This window comes from Synechococcus sp. CBW1108 (assembly GCF_015840335.1).
Taxonomy (GTDB): Bacteria; Cyanobacteriota; Cyanobacteriia; order PCC-6307; family Cyanobiaceae; genus Cyanobium_A.
The window spans coordinates 2114188-2131333 of the sequence record NZ_CP060395.1 but is presented as its reverse complement, the minus strand read 5'-3'; the positions used below and the strand labels follow the sequence as shown (position 1 = coordinate 2131333).

The following is a 17146-nucleotide window of genomic DNA, read 5'->3' as shown; positions in this document are numbered from 1 at the left end:
CAGGCAAACCCAGCACAATGGGCTCATTCACTTCAGGGCCTTAATGGGCGTTCTCACCGCACTGGCGATCCTGGCGGGGCTGATCGTGGTGCACGAGGCGGGGCACTTTTTTGCCGCCACCTGGCAGGGGATCCGCGTCAGCAGCTTCTCGATCGGCTTTGGGCCCGTGCTGATCGAATACAAGCGCCGCGGGGTGCAGTTCGCCCTGCGGGCCATCCCCCTGGGCGGCTTCGTGGCCTTCCCCGATGACGACGACGACAGTCCCATCCCCAAGAACGACCCCAACCTGCTCTCCAATCGGCCCCTGCCCCAGCGCGCCCTGGTGATCGCCGCGGGCGTGCTCGCAAACCTGCTGATCGCCTACACCGTGCTGCTCGGCCAGGGCCTGGTGCTCGGCATCCCCGCCGGTTTCAGCTCCAGCCCCGGCGTGCTGGTGAGCGGCGTGCAGCCCGGCCAGGCAGCCGCCGCCGCCGGCCTCCAGCCCGGCGATCGCATCTTGAGCCTCAATGGCAGCGATCTTGGCGGTGGCCAGAGCGCCGTTGCCGCGTTGGTCGAGCGGATCAAGGCCGCTCCCGACGAGACCCTGCGCCTCGAGGCCGAGCGCAACGGCCAGACCCTCCCCCTGCAACTCACCCCCGCCGACTTGGGCGGGATCGGCCGCATCGGCGCCCAGCTCCAACCCAACGGCACCGAAGCCTTCCGCACCGCCCGCGGCCCCTTCGAGCCCTTCCGCCAGGCCAACCACGACTTCGCCGCCCTCACCAGCCGCACCGTGGCCGGCTTCGTCACCCTGGCCACCCACTTCGGCGAAACCGCCGGCCAGGTATCTGGCCCGGTGAAGATCGTGGAGATGGGGGCGTCCCTGGCCAAGCAGGGTGGCAGCAGCCTGTTCATTTTCACCGCCCTGATCTCGATCAACCTGGCGGTGCTCAATGCCCTGCCCCTGCCCCTGCTCGACGGCGGCCAGCTGGCCCTGTTGCTGCTCGAAGGCTTGCGCGGCAAGCCCCTGCCCGAGCGCTTCCAGATGGCCTTCATGCAGTCGGGTTTTGTGTTTCTGGTGGGGCTGAGCGTGGTGCTGATCGTCAAGGACACCTCCCAGCTGCCGGCCGTGCAACAGCTCCTCGGCCGCTGATGCCCCGCCTGGCCAGTGCCCGCAGGCGCGCACCCGAGTTGCTGGCGCGCCTCGGGGAGCTCTACCCCGAAGCCACCTGCTCGCTCGACTGGCGCAATCCCTACGAGCTGCTGGTGGCCACCATGCTCTCGGCCCAGTGCACTGACGTCAGGGTCAACCTGGTTACGCCAGCCCTGTTTGAACGCTTCCCCGATGCCGCAGCAGCAGCTGCGGTGGAGCCAGGCGAGGTGGAACCCTATGTGCAGTCCACCGGTTTCTTTCGCAACAAGGCCAAAGCGATCGTGGGGGCCTCCCGGCTGCTGGTTGAGCACCATGGCGGCAAAGTGCCGCAAACCATGGAGGAGTTGCTGCTGCTGCCTGGGGTGGCCCGCAAAACCGCCTCGGTGGTGCTGGCCTGGTGCTTTGGCATCAACGCCGGGGTGACCGTGGATACCCACGTGAGCCGACTGGCCCAGCGCCTACAGCTCAGCCGCCACAGGGAGCCCCGGCGAATCGAGCCCGACCTGATGAAACTGGTGGCCCAGGCCGACTGGCAGAACCTCTCAATCCGGCTGATCTTCCACGGCCGGGCCGTGTGCACGGCCCGCAAGCCCCGCTGCGGCGACTGTCCGATCGCCGACCTCTGCCCCATGGGCAGCAGGCCATCAGGGTAAGCTCAGCAATACCTAAATGTTCGAAACCCAGGCCGCATGGCGAAGAAATCGATGATTGCGCGCGATGTGAAGCGCAAGAAGATCGTGGAGCGTTTCGCCGCCAAGCGCGCTGCCCTCAAGGCGGCCTTTGACGCAGCTGCCGATCCGATGGAGCGCCTGGAGATCCACCGCAAGATCCAGGGCCTGCCCCGCAACAGCGCCCCCTCCCGCGTGCGCAACCGCTGCTGGGCCACCGGCAAGCCCAGGGGCTTCTACCGCGATTTCGGCCTCTGCCGCAACCAGTTGCGCGAGCGGGCCCACAAGGGCGAGCTCCCCGGTGTCGTGAAATCCTCCTGGTGAGTCGAGCCCCAGGCGCCGGGCAAAATGCGAGAATGGCTGTTGACAACAACAGGACATAAGCGCAAGTGCAAGGACAAACTCAGTCGATCTCCTTCGATGGTCGGGAGATCCGGCTGACCACCGGTCGTTTTGCCCCCCAAGCCGGGGGCTCGGTGCTGGTCGAATGTGGTGATACCTCAGTTCTGGTAACCGCCACCCGCTCAGGAGGCCGCGAAGGCATCGATTTCCTCCCCCTGATGTGCGACTACGAAGAGCGGCTCTACGCCGCCGGTCGCATCCCTGGCAGCTTCTTCCGGCGCGAAGCGCGCCCCCCCGAGCGGGCGATCCTCACCTGCCGCCTGATCGATCGGCCGATGCGGCCCCTGTTCCCCAGCTGGATGCGGGACGACATCCAGATCGTGGCCACCTGCCTCTCCCTCGATGAGCGGGTGCCGCCCGATGTGCTGGCCGTGACCGGCGCCTCCCTGGCCACCCTGCTGGCCCGCATCCCCTTCCAGGGCCCGATGGCCGCGGTGCGGGTCGGCCTGCTGGGTGACGACTTCGTGCTCAACCCCAGCTTCCGCGAGATCGAGCGCAGCGAGCTGGATCTGGTGGTAGCCGGGACCCCCGAGGGGGTGATCATGGTGGAAGCCGGTGCCAACCAGCTCCCCGAGCAGGATGTGATCGAAGCGATCGACTTCGGCTATGAAGCCGTCGGTGAACTGATCAAGGCCCAACAAAACCTGCTCAAGGAGCTCGGCATCGAGCAGGTGTTCCCCGAGCCCCAGGTCATCGACGCCACCCTGCCAAACTTCCTTGAGCAGGAATGTGCCGGCGGCATCGGGGAGGTGCTCATGCAGTTCTCCCAGACCAAGCCCGAGCGCGACGAAAAGCTCGATGCGATCAAGGCCGGGGTGAAGGAGAAAATCGCCGCCCTGGCCGACGACGACGCGGTGAAGTTGGCGGTGAGCAGCAACAGCAAGGCCCTGGCCAACAGCTACAAGAGCCTCACCAAGAAGCTGATGCGCGCCCAGATCGTCAAGGACGGCAAGCGCGTCGATGGCCGCAACCTCGATGAGGTGCGCCCGATCAGCGCCGCCGCCGGCGTACTGCCCAAGCGGGTGCACGGTTCAGCCCTGTTCCAGCGCGGCCTCACCCAGGTGCTCTCCTGCGCCACCCTCGGCACCCCGAGCGACGCCCAGGAGCTCGATGACCTCAACCCGTCCACCGAGAAGCACTACCTGCACCACTACAACTTCCCGCCCTACTCCACCGGCGAAACCAAGCCGATGCGCTCCCCCGGCCGCCGTGAGGTGGGCCATGGCGCCCTGGCCGAGCGGGCGATCCTGCCGGTGCTGCCCAGCAAGGAATCCTTCCCCTACGTGCTGCGCGTGGTTTCGGAGTGCCTCAGCTCCAACGGCTCCACCTCGATGGGTTCGGTGTGCGGCAGCACCCTGGCCCTGATGGATGCCGGTGTGCCCCTCAAGGCTCCGGTGAGCGGCGCGGCGATGGGCCTGATCAAGGAGGGCGACGAGGTGCGCATCCTTACCGACATCCAGGGCATCGAGGATTTCCTCGGCGATATGGACTTCAAGGTGGCCGGCACCGAGAAGGGCATCACAGCCCTGCAGATGGACATGAAGGTCACGGGCCTCAACGTGAAAACGATTGCCGATGCCATCCAGCAGGCCCGCCCCGCCAGGCTGCATATCCTCGAGAAGATGCTCGAGGCGATCGAGAAGCCCCGCGACACCATGTCGCCCCACGCCCCGCGCCTGCTCAGCTTCCGCATTGATCCGGAGCTGATCGGCACCGTGATCGGCCCCGGCGGCCGCACGATCAAGGGCATCACGGAGCGCACCAACACCAAGATCGACATCGAAGATGGCGGCATCGTCACGATCGCCAGCCACGATGGCACCGCCGCCGAGGAGGCCCAGCGCATCATTGAAGGCCTTACCCGCCGCATCAGCGAGGGAGAGGTGTTCAGCGGTGCTGTCACCCGCGTCATCCCTATCGGTGCCTTCGTTGAGATCCTGCCGGGCAAGGAGGGCATGATCCACATCTCCCAGCTCTCGGAATCCCGGGTGGAGAAGGTGGAAGATGTGGTGAACGTGGGTGATCCGGTCATCGTGCGGGTGCGCGAAATCGACAACCGCGGCCGTATCAACCTCACCCTGCGCGGCGTGCCCCAATCGGAAGAAGCCCCCGTGCCCGTCTGAGGGCTGGTGGATCATCGTTTCAGCGCCTAGCGGCGCCCGCCCGGGCACCGCTAGGAAACTGCTAAGGAACTTCTAAGCAACTGCTGGCAAACCGCTAGAGCCTGAAACCAGGATCAATTGAGGCCATGGCCACAGCCACCTTCTGGCACAGTTCCAGGTGGCTAAGGCCATGGCTTGCCACTAGGCACCCAGCCTGGCGAACGTCACCGCTGTTGTAGGCCAGCGGCCGACCATCGGCATGGCTGAAGGCGCCCCCAGCTGCCCGCAGCACTGCTTCAGGAGCGGCCATATCCCAATCCTTGGGAGCGCTCTTGCCTGAAAGCGAGATGTAGAGGTCTGTTTCGCCGCGCAGGATCGTGGCCACCTTGCCGCCCACACTGCCGATCGCCCTGGTGTCGCCCAGGACTAAAGCGGCCAGCAACTGCTCCAGCCGCTGGTCCCGGTGGTTGCGGCTGGCCACCAGCACCAGTTCGCCCAGGGCCCGCCGACCGCTGAACCGCACCGGCTGGCGATCTCCCGCCCGGTTTTCACACCAGGCCTCGCCAGCGCCTCCACTGAGAGTCGCCATCACACCAAGCCAGAGCTCCTCCATTTCCGGCAGCAGCACCACCCCCAGCACGGGTTCACCGCGATGCACCAACGCCAGATGCACGGCGTACTCACCGGTGCCCTGCAAAAAATCCTTGGTGCCATCTAGGGGATCGAGGATCCACAGCCACTCAGCGGCCAGGGGTTCGCCCGGCGTCAGTTGCTCCTTGGCGGTCTCCTCACTGAGTACGGTCCAAGCGGCCGCAGGGAAGGCACCTGCCAGGCCATCGAGAAGCCAGCGGTTCACCGCCAGATCGGCCGCACTCACCGGACCCTCCCCGCCCTCCTCAACGCTTAGGGCCCGGGCAAAGCCGTAGGGGGGCTGCTCGCCGCGGCCATAGGCCAGCAAAATATCGGCCGCTCCCCAGCTGAGCCGCCGCAACTCCACCAGCAGCGCCTCCAATGCAATCCCTGAAGGCAGGGGCTGGTGAGCCGGCATCATGGGAGCGCAGGGATCAGCATTGTGCAGGAGCACCCCCGGAGCCGTGCAAGCCAGCGAACCAGCCCCAGGTGTGCTCTACCTGGTGGGCACCCCGATCGGCAACCTGGCCGACCTCTCGCCCCGGGCCCGCCAGGTGCTGGTGGGCGTCAGCCGCATCGCCTGTGAAGACACCCGCCGCAGCGGCCTGCTGCTGCACCAACTGGGCCTGCGCCAGAAAGAGCAGGGGCCGAGGCTGGTGAGTTTCCACGCCCACAACCAAGCCGCCCGCATCCCCGAACTGCTCGAGGCCCTGGCCGCCGGCGAAGCCCTGGCGCTGATCAGTGACGCGGGGCTGCCGGGCATCTCCGATCCGGGCGAGGCGCTGGTGGCAGCGGCCCGGCAGGCGGGGCTGGCGGTGATCTGCATCCCCGGCCCCAGCGCTGTCACCACCGCCCTGGTGAGCAGCGGCCTGCCCAGCGGCCGCTTTTGCTTTGAGGGCTTCTTGCCGCCCAAGCCAAACCAGCGTCGCCAGCGACTGCAGGAACTGGCGGAAGAGCAGCGCACCCTGGTGCTGTTTGAAGCGCCCCACCGGCTGCTGGAGCTGCTCACCGATCTGCTGGCGGTGCTGGGCGACCGGCCCCTGCGGGTGGCCCGAGAACTCACCAAAAAACACGAGGAGCAGGTAGGGCCCACGGTTTCAGCGGCCCTCGAGCACTTCCGCCGCACGCCCCCCCAGGGGGAGTGCACCCTGGTGCTGGGCGGTGCCCCAGTGCCGCCGCCACCGTGCTGGGATGCCGCCGCCCTCAGCGCCGAATTGCGGGCCCTGCAGGCTGCTGGCCACAGCAGCAATGCGGCCGCCAAACTGGTGGCGGAGCGCACCGGCCACAGCAAGCGGGAGCTCTACGCCCTGCTGCACCAAGCCAGCTGAGGCGTCAGACTCCCACGAGCTACTAGCCCTTGATGCTTGTGCGCCTGCGTCTGCTGCTGACCAGCCTGCTGGGCGGCAGCCTGCTGCTGCTGATCCTTTGCCTGGGCGCCCAGAACCTCGAACAACGGCCCAGTCTCAACCTCGGCTTCAGCCGCACCGCACCCCTGCCCGCCGGCTTCCTGGTGGGGCTGGCCCTGGTGATCGGGGTGCTCAGCGGCGGCTGCAGCGCGGCACTGGCAGCCCCCCGCAGCGATCAGCTGCCCGGCAGGGAATAGAGACTGCCCTCAATCACCACACGGCTGATGCCCTGGGCGATCAGGTATGGCGCGGTGCGCTCAAGCACCCGGGTATCGGGAACCTTGATCACCCGCTGACTGCGGCCGCAGTGGCGTTTGGCCTGGCGGGGATTGGCAAAAACCAGCAGAGCCTGGCGGTCCCCTTCCCCATCGGGCAACAGGCCCAGCTCTGGAAACTCCTTGAGGGGCCTGGCCTGGAGTTCGACGATCTTGTCGACGAGCATATAGACACTGGCGGGCAGGGGCGCCTCCGCCAGGGGCTGGCAGCGGGCCGGCTCGCCTGGCTGATCGGCCAGAAGCGGGGTCACCTCAACGAACTGATCGGCAAGTTCGTCGTCGCTGAAATCATCGCTGAAGTCATCGCCAAAATCATCCGCATCTTCGATCGCCAGCACGGCAACGCCGTCATCTTCTGCTGCTGTTTCGGGCTGGATTTGCGGGGGTTGGGGCGGGTCCAGCAGCTGCACAGGGGCTGCTTTGGCCGGGCGACTGCGCTGCTGTTTGAGCTGGTCGTATTCGGCGGGTTCGAGGGCAGCCTTGACAGCTCGACTGACGGTGATTGCACTACAGCCAAAAACCCCAGCCAGCTCACTGCTGCCCTCCCCTGCGCGGTATCGCGCCACGATCTCGATTTTCTGGCTGTCGGAAAGCCGGGTGGCAGCCATGGGACAAGACAAGCGCAGCTGTCCACTCTAGGGGCACAGACCTTTGGACTCAAGGCTTGGGCGGCTGGACGTTCGGGCAGGTGGCGCCATTGAAGTTGGCGGCGATGCGCTGGCTGCCCTTCTGATATGTGGTCTGGGCCTGCTGGCTGTCACCTGAGGCCTGGGCAGCAGTGAGTCTGCTGGCAAACCTTTCACAGGCCTGGTCCAGATTCATGGCCCTGGCAGCCAGCGGTGTGCCCATGGCCAGCAGGGAAAGGTGGCAAGCAACAGTTTGGAAGGCATGGGCGGAGCCGAGTAGCCATCAATCTTGCCTGAGCTGGGGAACTTGTGGAGCCGACAGGGGCTGGGCGATCATGGTTCAAGGTCGTGGGGCGGTGACAGCCACCCCTGAACGACCCACCCAGCTCCCTTAGCTCAGCCGGATAGAGCAGCTGCCTTCTAAGCAGCCGGTCGTTGGTTCGAATCCAACAGGGGGCGTTTCCGTCAGGGCCTTGAATTTGGCTCAAATCCCAGTCAGGGCAATGGCTTTCAGGATGAAAGCCGCTGACCGCTCTTGCCCACCCGTGCCAAGCTCTGTGGGCAAATTGCTCATACTTCTGCTCACACTTATGAGCAGTTCCGCCCCTTCCCACGCATGGCCCGCTCGGCGCCCGCCCGAAAGCCCGATCCCGTGAGCGCCCTGCTGGCCCTGAGGATGCAGGCGCGGGGGTTTGCGAGAGGGTGGTCTCTGTCAGTCCCTACAGAGGGAAGGCCAGGTTGCGGGTCACGGCCGGCGCTGGGGATGGAAGGCAGAGCCAGGTGCTGATGGGCTGTCCCTGGTCAGCGGCCCATGCCGAAGACATTGCAGCGGGGGCGGTTGCAGCAAGAGAAGCCTTCGTGGCGGGAACGCCTCTCGACCAGGCCCTGCAGCTGCAGCTGCAGCTCGGCAGCCAGGACACAGAGAAGGACACGATCAATGCAAACTGCCCAGCCGAGAACGAGCCGTCATTAGAACCAGACCCTGATGGTCCGATCAACTAGCCTGCACTGATCGACAGCTACCGCGAACGCAAGATCAGCAGTGGAGAACTGAAGAGCAGCACCTGGGGCAAGATCTGGCAGCCACGGATGCGCTAAGTGATTGCCGTGATGCAGAGGCATCCGGCACCAAGCCAGTCGCGCCAGCTGCTGGACGCCGTGATCAGTCGCTGGTTTCAGCAGCCTGGAGCCCGAGCTCGGCAGATGCAGGTTCAGCAGACCGCGGCGCTGCTCCGCTGGGCCGTTGATGGCGAGCGGTTACCGGACTGTTGGGCACCACCTGGCGTTCCAATTGGTGGCCGCCTTTGGCCTACGTCCCGAGGAGTTGCGTCACCTGGAGCGGCGTGGCGATCAGCCCGAGCCCGCCTATCCAGCAGCCTGGTGGCTAATCCAGCTGGAAGAAGAGCCCCAAGAGCTCGAGCCGCCCCTGCGTTGGTCCGTTTAGCCGGCCAGTTGGCGGTCCAAGAGGCCGCCGGTTAATCCATTGGCGCCAAACAAAAACCCCCAGGCATTACCTAGGGGTCAGAAAACAAAAGGCCTGAAGGTGCTCAGAAGCAGAAAGGCAGGAACTGGGTACGGCAGGCGGCATAGCCATCAAATAAAGCGCCAAGGCCGATCTGATGGGCAATACCAAAACCGGTGAGGCCTTCCACCACGATGCCGATGACGATGCCAAGCATGGCTGCACGGCCGTTAAACAGTTCAACTTGCTTGAGCTGCTCGATGAGGGTCAGCTGTTCGGAGCTGGTATCGAATGATTGGTCGTTAGAAGGAGTGTTGGTCATGGCTTTGGGTGGCGGAACAATTGCTGGAAAGCTGAACAAACAAGAGCTAAATGCTCAATCGGCTAGGTCCGGCTGGTTGAGAGCACCAACAATCCAGGCATCGATAAGGAGTGTGATTGCGGAAATCACTCAACCCTCTTGGCCAGGTCCGTAGGACGGCTCAGCACGTAAATCGTCATTGCCGAGAGCACGGCAGTGATCAGGGCAACGACCGAAATTGCAACGGTGTAGTCGGTTTGCATGGCGTTCAACCCAGGCCAATTTGGGAAAGGATGCCCTGACCTGTCAGGAGCTCGGTGCCAAGACCGATCACAAAACCAAGCATTGCAAAACGGCCATTCCAGGTTTCAGCGAAAGCGACAAACCCGAAGCGAGAAGTGGACTCAGTCATGGTTGTGACGAAGTGTTGACGCCAATGTAACAGGTTGTGAACATGCGGCGCAAGGGGGTGCTCCGCTGTCGTTCGTTCGGCTATTAGCGACGCCTTCTGTCTGCTCCCACTGACAGGAGCAGCAACCGCCAACCGGCGCCAGCAGGGTTGATGCAGAGCGCTTTGCCACAGCCCTTGGCGCCCTTTTGATCTCCATGACATCTGATCAACCAGGCCGCAGGCATCTCGCGCTAGCAGCAGAGCTGGTTTCAGGAGAGCAGCAGTCCATGCAGCCGGACCTTGACTACCGGCTTCTGGAATCCTCCTACCGCCAATCAGCTGAATATGCCGCGATGGTTCAGCGCTACCCGCTGCTGCGTAGCTGGATCACCGCTTGTGAGTCTTCTGAACTGGTGGGCCATCCACCATCCGTGGGCGATGAGCAACAGGCGGCATAGGTGGGCCGGTGCACCAAAGCAACAGCGAGCCCAAGACTTGAGAACTGGAGTTGTGTGATTTCTGCCCGTGATCCAGGCGAAAGGAGCGCCGCCATCGGCGGCGCAACCCCCACATCAGGGGGGACTTGCAGTTACCCCTCAGCTGAATCCTGAGCTGAGAGGGGATCTGGCAGCCCCTGGGTGATCGCCACGGCGCGTTTGTCAATGGCACTTGAGGTTGCGCCAGCAGCTTCCATGGCGATGCGCATGTTCTGCCAGTACTGCAGTGTGTGGTCTTGCGTCATACGAGCTGCTGCTGTGTCAGGCGCAGACGGCCGCTATGCCGCGGCGCCGGCCCAGCGGTTCGATCCATTCGTTCAGCACGAGCTTGTGCTGGACAAGACGACTAGGCAGGCGGCAGCCAAGGTTGATCTGCCCCTCGTCGACCAAGCGCCCCAACCGAAGCGCCAGGGCTTCCTCGTGGCGGGCAAAGGCACCCTGCTGGGAAGCAACCCAGGAGATCTCTCGTTCCGTGATCACGCCGCTGGAGAGGGACTCCAGAAAGACTTCCCCGACAGTCATGAGAGCCATGTAACGAATTCGTTACATGCTGCCGCGCCCGGCCTGGCTCCGTGGCTCGAGCGGGCTCGGGCACTGGCTAGTTCTTGCAGAAGCGTTGAGGCTCAGTAATTGGAGGCTTTATAGGCTGCTTGAACTTCCGCTGCGTTGTGGTGCTCCAGCCAGGCATTCAGCAGATCGCCTTTGGTGACGCGATAGCCCAGGCAACGGGCGGTGTGCAGCAGCTCCTCGCGGCTGCGGCACTGGCTCAGGGTCTGCTGGAGCTCCTGGCTGGTTTCTGCATCAGCCACCAAGCGCTCGAGATCGGACCGTCTCATCTGGCTGCGATTGGCTGGGAGGCACAGTGGCAGATCTGTCCGCAAACGTGTGGTTCGCAGAAGCACCAGCGCGCTTGTCGATGCGCCCCCCCCGGTTTCAGGAAAGATGTCACCCCTTTGATCCATCCATCCGGGGGCTTGAGGACATGACCAATGCGCCGATACAGCGAGGCCGTTAAGGCTGATGTGAGGAGACGGATGCACCCGCCCCACAGGCAGAGCGTGGCCCGGATTTCAGAGGAGCTGGGCATTCACGTGATGACCCTCTACAAATGGAGGAAGGCCTGGCGGTTGCAGGGAGAGGTGGTGCCGGCATCCGAGAAGGAACCAGAGGGCTGGAACGCCGCCGACAAGTTCACGGTGGTGCTGGAAAGCGCCGGGCTCAATGCCACCGAACTCAGCGCCTACTGCCGCGAGCGGGGCCTGTTCCCTGAGCAGGTGAGCCGTTGGCGGCAGGCGGCCCAGGATGCCAACGCCAAGCCGGTGCTGACGATGGCCGAACAGAAGGAGCTCGAGAAGCTCCGCGCCCAGGACCAGCGGGAGATCAAAGCCCTCAGAAAGGAGCTGCAGCGCAAGGAGAAGGCCATGGCGGAGATGGCGGCTTTGCTGGTGCTGCAAAAAAAGTGGGATGCCTTCTGTTCGGAGGAAGAGGAAGGCTGACCAGCGCCGTGCACCGGCGGAAGGTGATCGAGCTGATCGGGGAGGCCAATGCTGCGGGCGCCGGCCTGGTGAGGGCCTGTGGTGTGATCGGCATCTGCCTGCGCACCCTCAAACGCTGGCGGAAGGCCTTCCTGGGTGATGGGGACGGCGTGGATCGCCGTAAAGGCAGTGCTCGGCTGGTGGGTCACCGCCTGAGCGAGGAAGAGCGCCAGCGAATCCTGCTGACGTGCAACCAGCCGGAGTACGCCGCGCTGCCGCCAGGGCAGATCGTGCCGGCACTGTCCGATCAAAAGCTCTTTATTGGTTCAGAGAGCAGCTTCTATCGGGTGCTGCACCAGGCGGGTCAGTGCCACCGCCGGGGGAGGGCCAGGCTGCCTCAAGAACCGCGCTCGGTGCCGCGCCTCAGGGCGGATGGCCCGAACCAGGTTTGGAGCTGGGACATCAGCTTCCTGCCGACCACGGTGCGGGGTGTGTGGCTCTACCTCTACCTGGTGATCGACGTCTGGAGCCGCAAAGTGGTGGCCTGGGATGTGGCCGAGGTGGAGTCGGCTCAGATCGCCGCGGATCTGGTGCAGCGGGCCTGCCTCAAGGAGCGCTACCACCGCCCCAACGGCTTTGGCCGCCGCCAGTGCCAGCAGCAGCCACTAATCCTCCACGCCGACAACGGCAATGCAATGCGCGGGGCGACGCTGGAATCACGGCTCGAGGAGATGGGCGTGCTCAGATCCTTCTCCAGGCCAAGGGTCTCAAACGACAACCCATACTCGGAATCCCTTTTCCGTACGGTCAAATACCGCCCCGACTACCCCAGCCGGCCATTCGCCAACAAAGAGGAGGCCTGTGAATGGGTGGCAGCATTTGTGGATTGGTACAACCACCGGCACCACCACAGCGCGATCAAATTCGTGACGCCCCACCAGCGCCACAGTGGAGCTGCCAAGGCCATTTGCCAGCAGCGCACTGATGTCTACGAGGCCGCCCGCCGTGCCAATCCAACGCGCTGGAGCGGTGCCACCCGCTGCTGGAGTCAACCGGCAGAAGTGTGGATAAACAAGCCAACAGAAGAGCCCGATCCGGTCCTGGCGCTACCCTTAATCAAGGCCGCCTGAATGGCAGCCAAGGAGTGACAACTTTCCTGAAAGTCACCGCGATGGACTACTACCTGGGTTAACAGACGTGGCGACTCCTCACCCGAACCTCTGCCAACAACACAGGCGCTCGACCTGGCACCAGTGCTAAGGCAAGTCTTACGGACTTGCGTGCCTGGGCTCTAGCGCCTCATCTCCGCCTGACATGCCTTTCGGAACATCGGGCCGCATCCGCTACACAAGCCAGACACTCCAGTCGGTACAAGGCTGAGACAAAAGTAAGACTTATCCGATCGAGTGGGCTTGGTGTAACCGCTTCTTAATAGATCAATAACGTTCGAGATGGGGCAGGGACTTGAAATAGCTGAGAATATTTTTTGGACAAATGCGCTTTCGTTCTGCTGCGGTTGGCCTAGCGCTAATTTTGTCGGGGACTGCCGCGCACGCTGAGGATTCAACAGATAGAAGCGTTCCACAAGTAAAGACAAATGGTGGTTTGCGCTTCCAGAGCCAGGGCGCAGGGACATTCAATACTTTGAGTGGCTATATCTACGCGCCCCTCTCCCAGTCAAAAGACGGGAACGTGCTGTTCGTGGATGGTTTTGCCAACTGGAATTTCGGCGGAGATCTCAACGACAGCAACTTCGGTGCCAGCACCCGCCTGGGCTACCGCTGGATGAGTAGTGGTAAGGACTGGATGTTTGGTGTCAACGCCGGTGCCGACACCACCCCTTATGAAGGTGATTACAACTGGCAGGCCGGCGTGGGCCTTGAAGCGCTCAACAAAAACGTTGAGCTGCGCGCCAACGGCTACATCCCCTTGAGCGACAGCAATAAAGAGGTGGGTCGGGGGTATTCAGGCGCCTATCTGAGCAATAACAGTCTGTATCTCAAGAACACCTACCAAGACTGGATCACCAGCTACGGCGGTCTGGACCTGGAAGTCGGCACTCCCGTGGCCAGATGGGACCAGGGTGGCCTGTGGCTCTATGCCGGCTACTACTACCTCGACGCCACAGTGGCCGACGGCCCAGACAGCTCTGGCTTCAGCGCCCGGGCTGAAGCGCGCATCGCCGACAACTTCGCTGTAGGTGCCACCTACAGCTACGACGACATTTTTGAAAGCAAAGCGACCGGCTACATCCGCTACGGCACCCAGCCGCTCAACGGCGATGCTGGAGCGGAAATCTCCCGCGCTGAGCGGGCCCTTCTGGCCCAGCGTGGCCTGCCTGTGGAGCGTGAAATTGACGTGCGCATCAGCCAAGTACGGATCAACAAGGGCACCCAAAAAGCTGATAATCCTGACACCAATGAAGATTGGGTGATCCGTTGCGTCGGCAGCAACGCCAGTGGCAACGATTGCGATTACACCAGCCTCACGGCCGCCGTGAATGCCGGCAACAGCGATGTGATTTTGGTGGCCGATGGCAACGCCACAGACCTAGGCGGCAGCAGCCTGGCCATACCCAAGAGCGCGGTACTGAGCAATGGCCGCAATGCACCCGATCTGGACACCCAATACGGCACGGCAGACCTGCGCGAGATCTATGGCGCCGGCAGCGTCAACCGCACGCCGACCATCAGCAACGGCACCCTGACGGTGGCCAGCGACAGTGCGATCGAAGGCTTCAGCTTCACGAACGCCTCGATCACCAACCGCAGCACCAGCAACGTCAGCATCCGGAACAACACCTTCACCGGCTCGGTGGATGGCGAAGGCGCGATCGTGTTCGACGGTGCCAATGATGTGGTGATTGCTGGCAACACCATCACCAACCCCACCACTAGCGCTCTTGAAGGGGATGCCAACGGCAGCCTGATTGGCCGCGGTATCGCGGTGAAGAACGGAAACAACATCCGCATCACCGGAAACACCGTGAAGGGTGCCACTGGCGAAGGCATCTACATCGAAAACATCGGCACCAACCGCAACAACACGGTGAGCAACAACACCGTGAGCGATATGCGGGTGGATGTCGACACCAACCTCGAAGCCGGCATCTTCGTTCGCAACAACAAAGACGGCTACATCGCCATCACCGGCAACACGGTGAAGGACAACAACCAGGAAAGCGGAGTGGGTGCACCCACCTCACGCGGCCTGAGCGGACAAAACGCCGCTGACGGCATCGAGCTGAACATCTGCCGCGGTGGTGTCAACATTCAAACCAGCAAGGATGGCGGTACCGATGACCGCTTCAGCGATGATCTCGCTGGCGCCTGCACCAGCAACGCCACCCTCACCGCCGTGGTGAACAACAACGTTGTCACCAACCTGCAAGGCAGTGCCGATGGCATCGACACCAATGTGGGCGACAACGGCACCCTGAACCTCACGGTTAAGGGCAATACCGTTACCGGCGCTGGCGATGAAGCCTTCACCCTTGATGTGTTTGGAGCCAAGACCGCTGTCACCGCCGTCATCAGCGACAACGTCTTCAAGACATCAGGCGCGAAGGGGGCTCGTACGGATGCGAACGGCGCCTATGACGAGGACGGCTCCACCGACGGCATCGCCATCACTCTGACGGAATTGCCAGCGACCGATTACACCCCTGATGGTGACTACGACTTCACCATCGCCGGCAACACCATCGTGGTGGATACCGACAACCTGGCAGGAACCAACGAAAAGCCCGAAAAAGCGGAAGGCATCAAGTTCACCGTGGCTGAGGGCCAGCTGAAGGGCAAAATGAAGCTCAAGGCGGTGATCGACAACAACACCATCACCACCCGCTCAGGTGATGGCATTGAGTTCGCCATCAACGAAGATGCGAAAGGCATGCAGGTGGATCTAGATGCAACTGTGACCAGCAACACGATTACCCAAACCAACGATGCCCTCCAGGCCGGAGTTGCTGACACAGGGGATGTTAAAGATGCTATCAAATTTGAATTCAGCACAGGCGGCTCAGCGGATGCGACTGAGAAAACTACAGGCACCATCTTGATCGACAACAACACGATCATTCAGAAGGAAGGTAATGGCGCCCTCGGCGACGCCGTTGACATCAAAAACGATGGTGTCGATGCCAACGCCGAAATCAAGGTGACTGTCAAGAATCAGGTTCAGGATTCAAAGGTCAAGATCACACGTGTGAACGACCAGATTCTTGCCGATACTGTCACCAACCTGGTCATCAAAGACAACACCATCACTAACCCTGAGCTGAGCCTGCTCGAAGGTTCTTCAGTGGAGAGCTACATCGGTCGCGGCATCGATGTGCGGAATAGCAACAAGGTAACGATCGAAGATAACGTAATCACTGGTGCCACAGGCGAAGGCATCTACATCGAAAACATCGGCACAAGCACCGACAACATCATCACCGGCAACACCGTGTCGGGGATGAAGGCCAGTGAAGACTCCAACCTGGAAGCAGGCATCTTCGTTCGCAACAACAAAGACGGTTACATCGCCATCACCGGCAACACCGTGAAAGACAATAACCTCACCTCCGGTGTGGGCTTCCCTGCTGATCGCGGCACCAACGCCACTGATGGCATCGAGGTGAACATCTGCCGCGGCGGTGAGAACCTTGGCTCCGATGCCTTCACCGACGGTGTGGCCGGCGCCTGCGATAGCAACGCCACCCTCACCGCGGTGATTGATCAGAACACCGTTAGCAATCTCCAAGGTGGTGCTGACGGTATCGACGCCAATATCGGCGACAACGGTCGATTGTTTCTCACTGTCGATCAGAACACCGTGACGGGTGCCGGCGATGAAGGCTTCACCCTTGATGCCTTCGGTGCCAACACCCAAGCCACCGTCTCCATCACGAACAACACCCTGAAAACCTCCGGCGCCAAGGGTGCAGCCCCTGGGGAAGACGGCTCCACCGATGGCATCGCCATCACCCTGCAGGAGAATGTGTCTGACACCGACTTCACAGCCTCGGGTGTCTACAACTTCACGATCACCGGCAACACGATCGAAGCCGACACCGACAACCTAGCCGGCACCAACGAGAGCGGCGAAAAGGCGGAGGGCATCAAATTCACCATCAACGAAGGGCTGAAGAACGGCACCACCAAGGTGACCGCTGTGATTGAGAACAACGACATCCAAACCCGCATTGGTGATGGGATCGAGTTTGCGGTGAATGAGAAAGCTGGTGAGGGCGTCGTCTTCGATGCCGACATCACCATCAACAACAACCGCATCGTTCAAACCAACGACAATCCTGTTGGTTCCGACAACAAGGATCCGCGTGATCTGATCAAGGCCACCTTCGGCGAGGAGGCGGAGGCGGAAGGCTCCATCACCACTGGCACCTTCACGATCACCAACAACACGGTGACCAGCGCCGCTGAAGCCGGTGATGCGATCGACTACCAGAGCCTGAGCAAGTCCACCAGCAACAGCTTCAAGTTCAAGATCGAAGGCAATGATTTCTCCGCTGCCGGCGACAAAGACCTGAAGATCATTGTCCCTGCTGGATTCCTTGGCATCTTCGCTCCCGATGGCACCACCGATTTCGACACTTATCTCGACAGCGTTAACACTGGCGCCGAGGCGTCAGTAGATTCACCAGCAGTCGAAGTATTCCGCTTCTAGCTTGGAGTAGATTAATTGCTTAATCTATAGCTGAAGGCTTCGAAGAGCCCCCACTTAGCAATGGGGGCTCTTTATTTCTTTATAGGAACTCACCAGTTCTGATGAGGAT

17 protein-coding genes, 1 tRNA gene and 1 pseudogene are annotated in these 17146 nt (G+C 62.4%); 12 read left to right on the top strand and 7 right to left on the bottom strand.

What is annotated here, in order from left to right; all coding sequences use genetic code 11:
- The first annotated feature begins 43 nt into the window (after nucleotides 1-43).
- The 4 genes from rseP to H8F27_RS11595 all read left to right on the top strand — a co-directional run bounded on the left by rseP (nucleotide 44) and on the right by H8F27_RS11595 (nucleotide 4325).
- Complete coding sequence (rseP, locus tag H8F27_RS11610; RefSeq protein ID WP_197148223.1) at nucleotides 44-1132, top strand: RIP metalloprotease RseP; 1089 nt, start codon at nucleotides 44-46, stop codon at nucleotides 1130-1132.
- Complete coding sequence (gene nth / locus H8F27_RS11605; protein ID WP_197148222.1) at nucleotides 1132-1785, top strand: endonuclease III; 654 nt, start codon at nucleotides 1132-1134, stop codon at nucleotides 1783-1785. The genes rseP and nth overlap by 1 nt, the downstream gene beginning before the upstream one ends.
- A gap of 36 nt (nucleotides 1786-1821) precedes the next feature.
- On the top strand, nucleotides 1822-2124 hold the full coding sequence (rpsN, locus tag H8F27_RS11600) for a 30S ribosomal protein S14 (RefSeq protein ID WP_197148221.1): 303 nt from the start codon (nucleotides 1822-1824) through the stop codon (nucleotides 2122-2124).
- Nucleotides 2125-2189: 65 nt separating this feature from the next.
- Complete coding sequence (locus H8F27_RS11595; protein ID WP_197148220.1) at nucleotides 2190-4325, top strand: polyribonucleotide nucleotidyltransferase; 2136 nt, start codon at nucleotides 2190-2192, stop codon at nucleotides 4323-4325.
- 94 nt (nucleotides 4326-4419) lie between these two features.
- Here the strand turns inward: H8F27_RS11595 and H8F27_RS11590 are convergent, their stop codons facing one another.
- Nucleotides 4420-5355 (bottom strand): 3'(2'),5'-bisphosphate nucleotidase CysQ, encoded by a 936-nt coding sequence (locus H8F27_RS11590; RefSeq protein WP_197148219.1) that lies wholly within the window; start codon nucleotides 5353-5355, stop codon nucleotides 4420-4422.
- On the opposite strand from H8F27_RS11590, the gene rsmI reads away from it, so the two are divergent.
- Together rsmI and H8F27_RS11580 are read left to right on the top strand one after the other, a co-directional pair.
- Nucleotides 5354-6262 (top strand): 16S rRNA (cytidine(1402)-2'-O)-methyltransferase, encoded by a 909-nt coding sequence (gene rsmI / locus H8F27_RS11585; protein WP_197148218.1) that lies wholly within the window; start codon nucleotides 5354-5356, stop codon nucleotides 6260-6262. The two genes, H8F27_RS11590 and rsmI, sit on opposite strands and share 2 nt — an antisense overlap.
- Before the next feature lie 32 nt (nucleotides 6263-6294).
- Entirely contained in the window at nucleotides 6295-6537 is a 243-nt protein-coding gene (locus H8F27_RS11580) for a hypothetical protein (RefSeq protein WP_197148217.1), read from the top strand.
- On the opposite strand, the gene H8F27_RS11575 is transcribed toward H8F27_RS11580, so the two are convergent.
- Both H8F27_RS11575 and H8F27_RS11570 read right to left on the bottom strand, forming a co-directional pair.
- Nucleotides 6516-7223, bottom strand: coding sequence for a helix-turn-helix domain-containing protein (locus H8F27_RS11575; protein WP_197148216.1), 708 nt, complete (start codon nucleotides 7221-7223; stop codon nucleotides 6516-6518). The two genes, H8F27_RS11580 and H8F27_RS11575, sit on opposite strands and share 22 nt — an antisense overlap.
- Before the next feature lie 49 nt (nucleotides 7224-7272).
- A complete protein-coding gene (locus tag H8F27_RS11570) occupies nucleotides 7273-7464 on the bottom strand; it encodes a hypothetical protein (protein ID WP_197148215.1) in 192 nt (63 codons plus the stop codon).
- Between the two features lie 162 nt (nucleotides 7465-7626).
- Here H8F27_RS11570 and H8F27_RS11565 point away from each other — a divergent pair.
- The 3 genes from H8F27_RS11565 (at nucleotide 7627) to H8F27_RS11555 (ending at nucleotide 8685) form a co-directional block, all read left to right on the top strand.
- Nucleotides 7627-7700, top strand: a tRNA-Arg gene (locus H8F27_RS11565).
- A gap of 243 nt (nucleotides 7701-7943) precedes the next feature.
- Entirely contained in the window at nucleotides 7944-8243 is a 300-nt protein-coding gene (locus H8F27_RS11560; protein WP_197148214.1) for a hypothetical protein, read from the top strand.
- Nucleotides 8244-8487: 244 nt separating this feature from the next.
- Nucleotides 8488-8685: a hypothetical protein gene (locus tag H8F27_RS11555; protein ID WP_197148213.1), complete on the top strand. Its 198-nt coding sequence runs from the start codon at nucleotides 8488-8490 to the stop codon at nucleotides 8683-8685.
- Between the two features lie 103 nt (nucleotides 8686-8788).
- Here H8F27_RS11555 and H8F27_RS11550 read toward each other — a convergent pair whose 3' ends face one another.
- Complete coding sequence (locus H8F27_RS11550; protein WP_197148212.1) at nucleotides 8789-9025, bottom strand: chlorophyll a/b-binding protein; 237 nt, start codon at nucleotides 9023-9025, stop codon at nucleotides 8789-8791.
- 247 nt (nucleotides 9026-9272) lie between these two features.
- A complete protein-coding gene (locus tag H8F27_RS11545; protein WP_197148211.1) occupies nucleotides 9273-9416 on the bottom strand; it encodes a chlorophyll a/b-binding protein in 144 nt (47 codons plus the stop codon).
- 266 nt (nucleotides 9417-9682) lie between these two features.
- On the opposite strand from H8F27_RS11545, the gene H8F27_RS11540 reads away from it, so the two are divergent.
- Nucleotides 9683-9853: a hypothetical protein gene (locus H8F27_RS11540; RefSeq protein WP_197148210.1), complete on the top strand. Its 171-nt coding sequence runs from the start codon at nucleotides 9683-9685 to the stop codon at nucleotides 9851-9853.
- 300 nt (nucleotides 9854-10153) lie between these two features.
- On the opposite strand, the gene H8F27_RS11535 is transcribed toward H8F27_RS11540, so the two are convergent.
- Both H8F27_RS11535 and H8F27_RS11530 read right to left on the bottom strand, forming a co-directional pair.
- Entirely contained in the window at nucleotides 10154-10414 is a 261-nt protein-coding gene (locus H8F27_RS11535; protein ID WP_094560470.1) for a hypothetical protein, read from the bottom strand.
- A 101-nt stretch (nucleotides 10415-10515) separates the two neighbouring features.
- Nucleotides 10516-10728 (bottom strand): Nif11-like leader peptide family natural product precursor, encoded by a 213-nt coding sequence (locus H8F27_RS11530; protein ID WP_197148209.1) that lies wholly within the window; start codon nucleotides 10726-10728, stop codon nucleotides 10516-10518.
- A 153-nt stretch (nucleotides 10729-10881) separates the two neighbouring features.
- Between H8F27_RS11530 and H8F27_RS11525 the strand changes: the two are divergent.
- Nucleotides 10882-12497, top strand: a pseudogene (locus tag H8F27_RS11525) (IS3 family transposase).
- A 475-nt stretch (nucleotides 12498-12972) separates the two neighbouring features.
- Nucleotides 12973-17037: a right-handed parallel beta-helix repeat-containing protein gene (locus H8F27_RS11520; protein WP_197148208.1), complete on the top strand. Its 4065-nt coding sequence runs from the start codon at nucleotides 12973-12975 to the stop codon at nucleotides 17035-17037.
- Nucleotides 17038-17146 lie beyond the last annotated feature (109 nt).

Bases quoted from the DNA above. Each gene is read 5' to 3' on its own strand.
- H8F27_RS11590 (WP_197148219.1), bottom strand. From the start codon at position 5,355: ATGATGCCGGCTCACCAGCCCCTGCCTTCAGGGATTGCATTGGAGGCG.
- rsmI (WP_197148218.1), top strand. From the start codon at position 5,354: ATGGGAGCGCAGGGATCAGCATTGTGCAGGAGCACCCCCGGAGCCGTG.
- H8F27_RS11555 (WP_197148213.1), top strand. From the start codon at position 8,488: ATGGCGAGCGGTTACCGGACTGTTGGGCACCACCTGGCGTTCCAATTG.
- H8F27_RS11530 (WP_197148209.1), bottom strand. From the start codon at position 10,728: ATGAGACGGTCCGATCTCGAGCGCTTGGTGGCTGATGCAGAAACCAGC.
- H8F27_RS11575 (WP_197148216.1), bottom strand. From the start codon at position 7,223: ATGGCTGCCACCCGGCTTTCCGACAGCCAGAAAATCGAGATCGTGGCG.
- H8F27_RS11535 (WP_094560470.1), bottom strand. From the start codon at position 10,414: ATGACTGTCGGGGAAGTCTTTCTGGAGTCCCTCTCCAGCGGCGTGATC.
- nth (WP_197148222.1), top strand. From the start codon at position 1,132: ATGCCCCGCCTGGCCAGTGCCCGCAGGCGCGCACCCGAGTTGCTGGCG.
- H8F27_RS11580 (WP_197148217.1), top strand. From the start codon at position 6,295: ATGCTTGTGCGCCTGCGTCTGCTGCTGACCAGCCTGCTGGGCGGCAGC.
- rseP (WP_197148223.1), top strand. From the start codon at position 44: ATGGGCGTTCTCACCGCACTGGCGATCCTGGCGGGGCTGATCGTGGTG.
- H8F27_RS11540 (WP_197148210.1), top strand. From the start codon at position 9,683: ATGCAGCCGGACCTTGACTACCGGCTTCTGGAATCCTCCTACCGCCAA.
- H8F27_RS11550 (WP_197148212.1), bottom strand. From the start codon at position 9,025: ATGACCAACACTCCTTCTAACGACCAATCATTCGATACCAGCTCCGAA.
- H8F27_RS11570 (WP_197148215.1), bottom strand. From the start codon at position 7,464: ATGGGCACACCGCTGGCTGCCAGGGCCATGAATCTGGACCAGGCCTGT.
- rpsN (WP_197148221.1), top strand. From the start codon at position 1,822: ATGGCGAAGAAATCGATGATTGCGCGCGATGTGAAGCGCAAGAAGATC.
- H8F27_RS11545 (WP_197148211.1), bottom strand. From the start codon at position 9,416: ATGACTGAGTCCACTTCTCGCTTCGGGTTTGTCGCTTTCGCTGAAACC.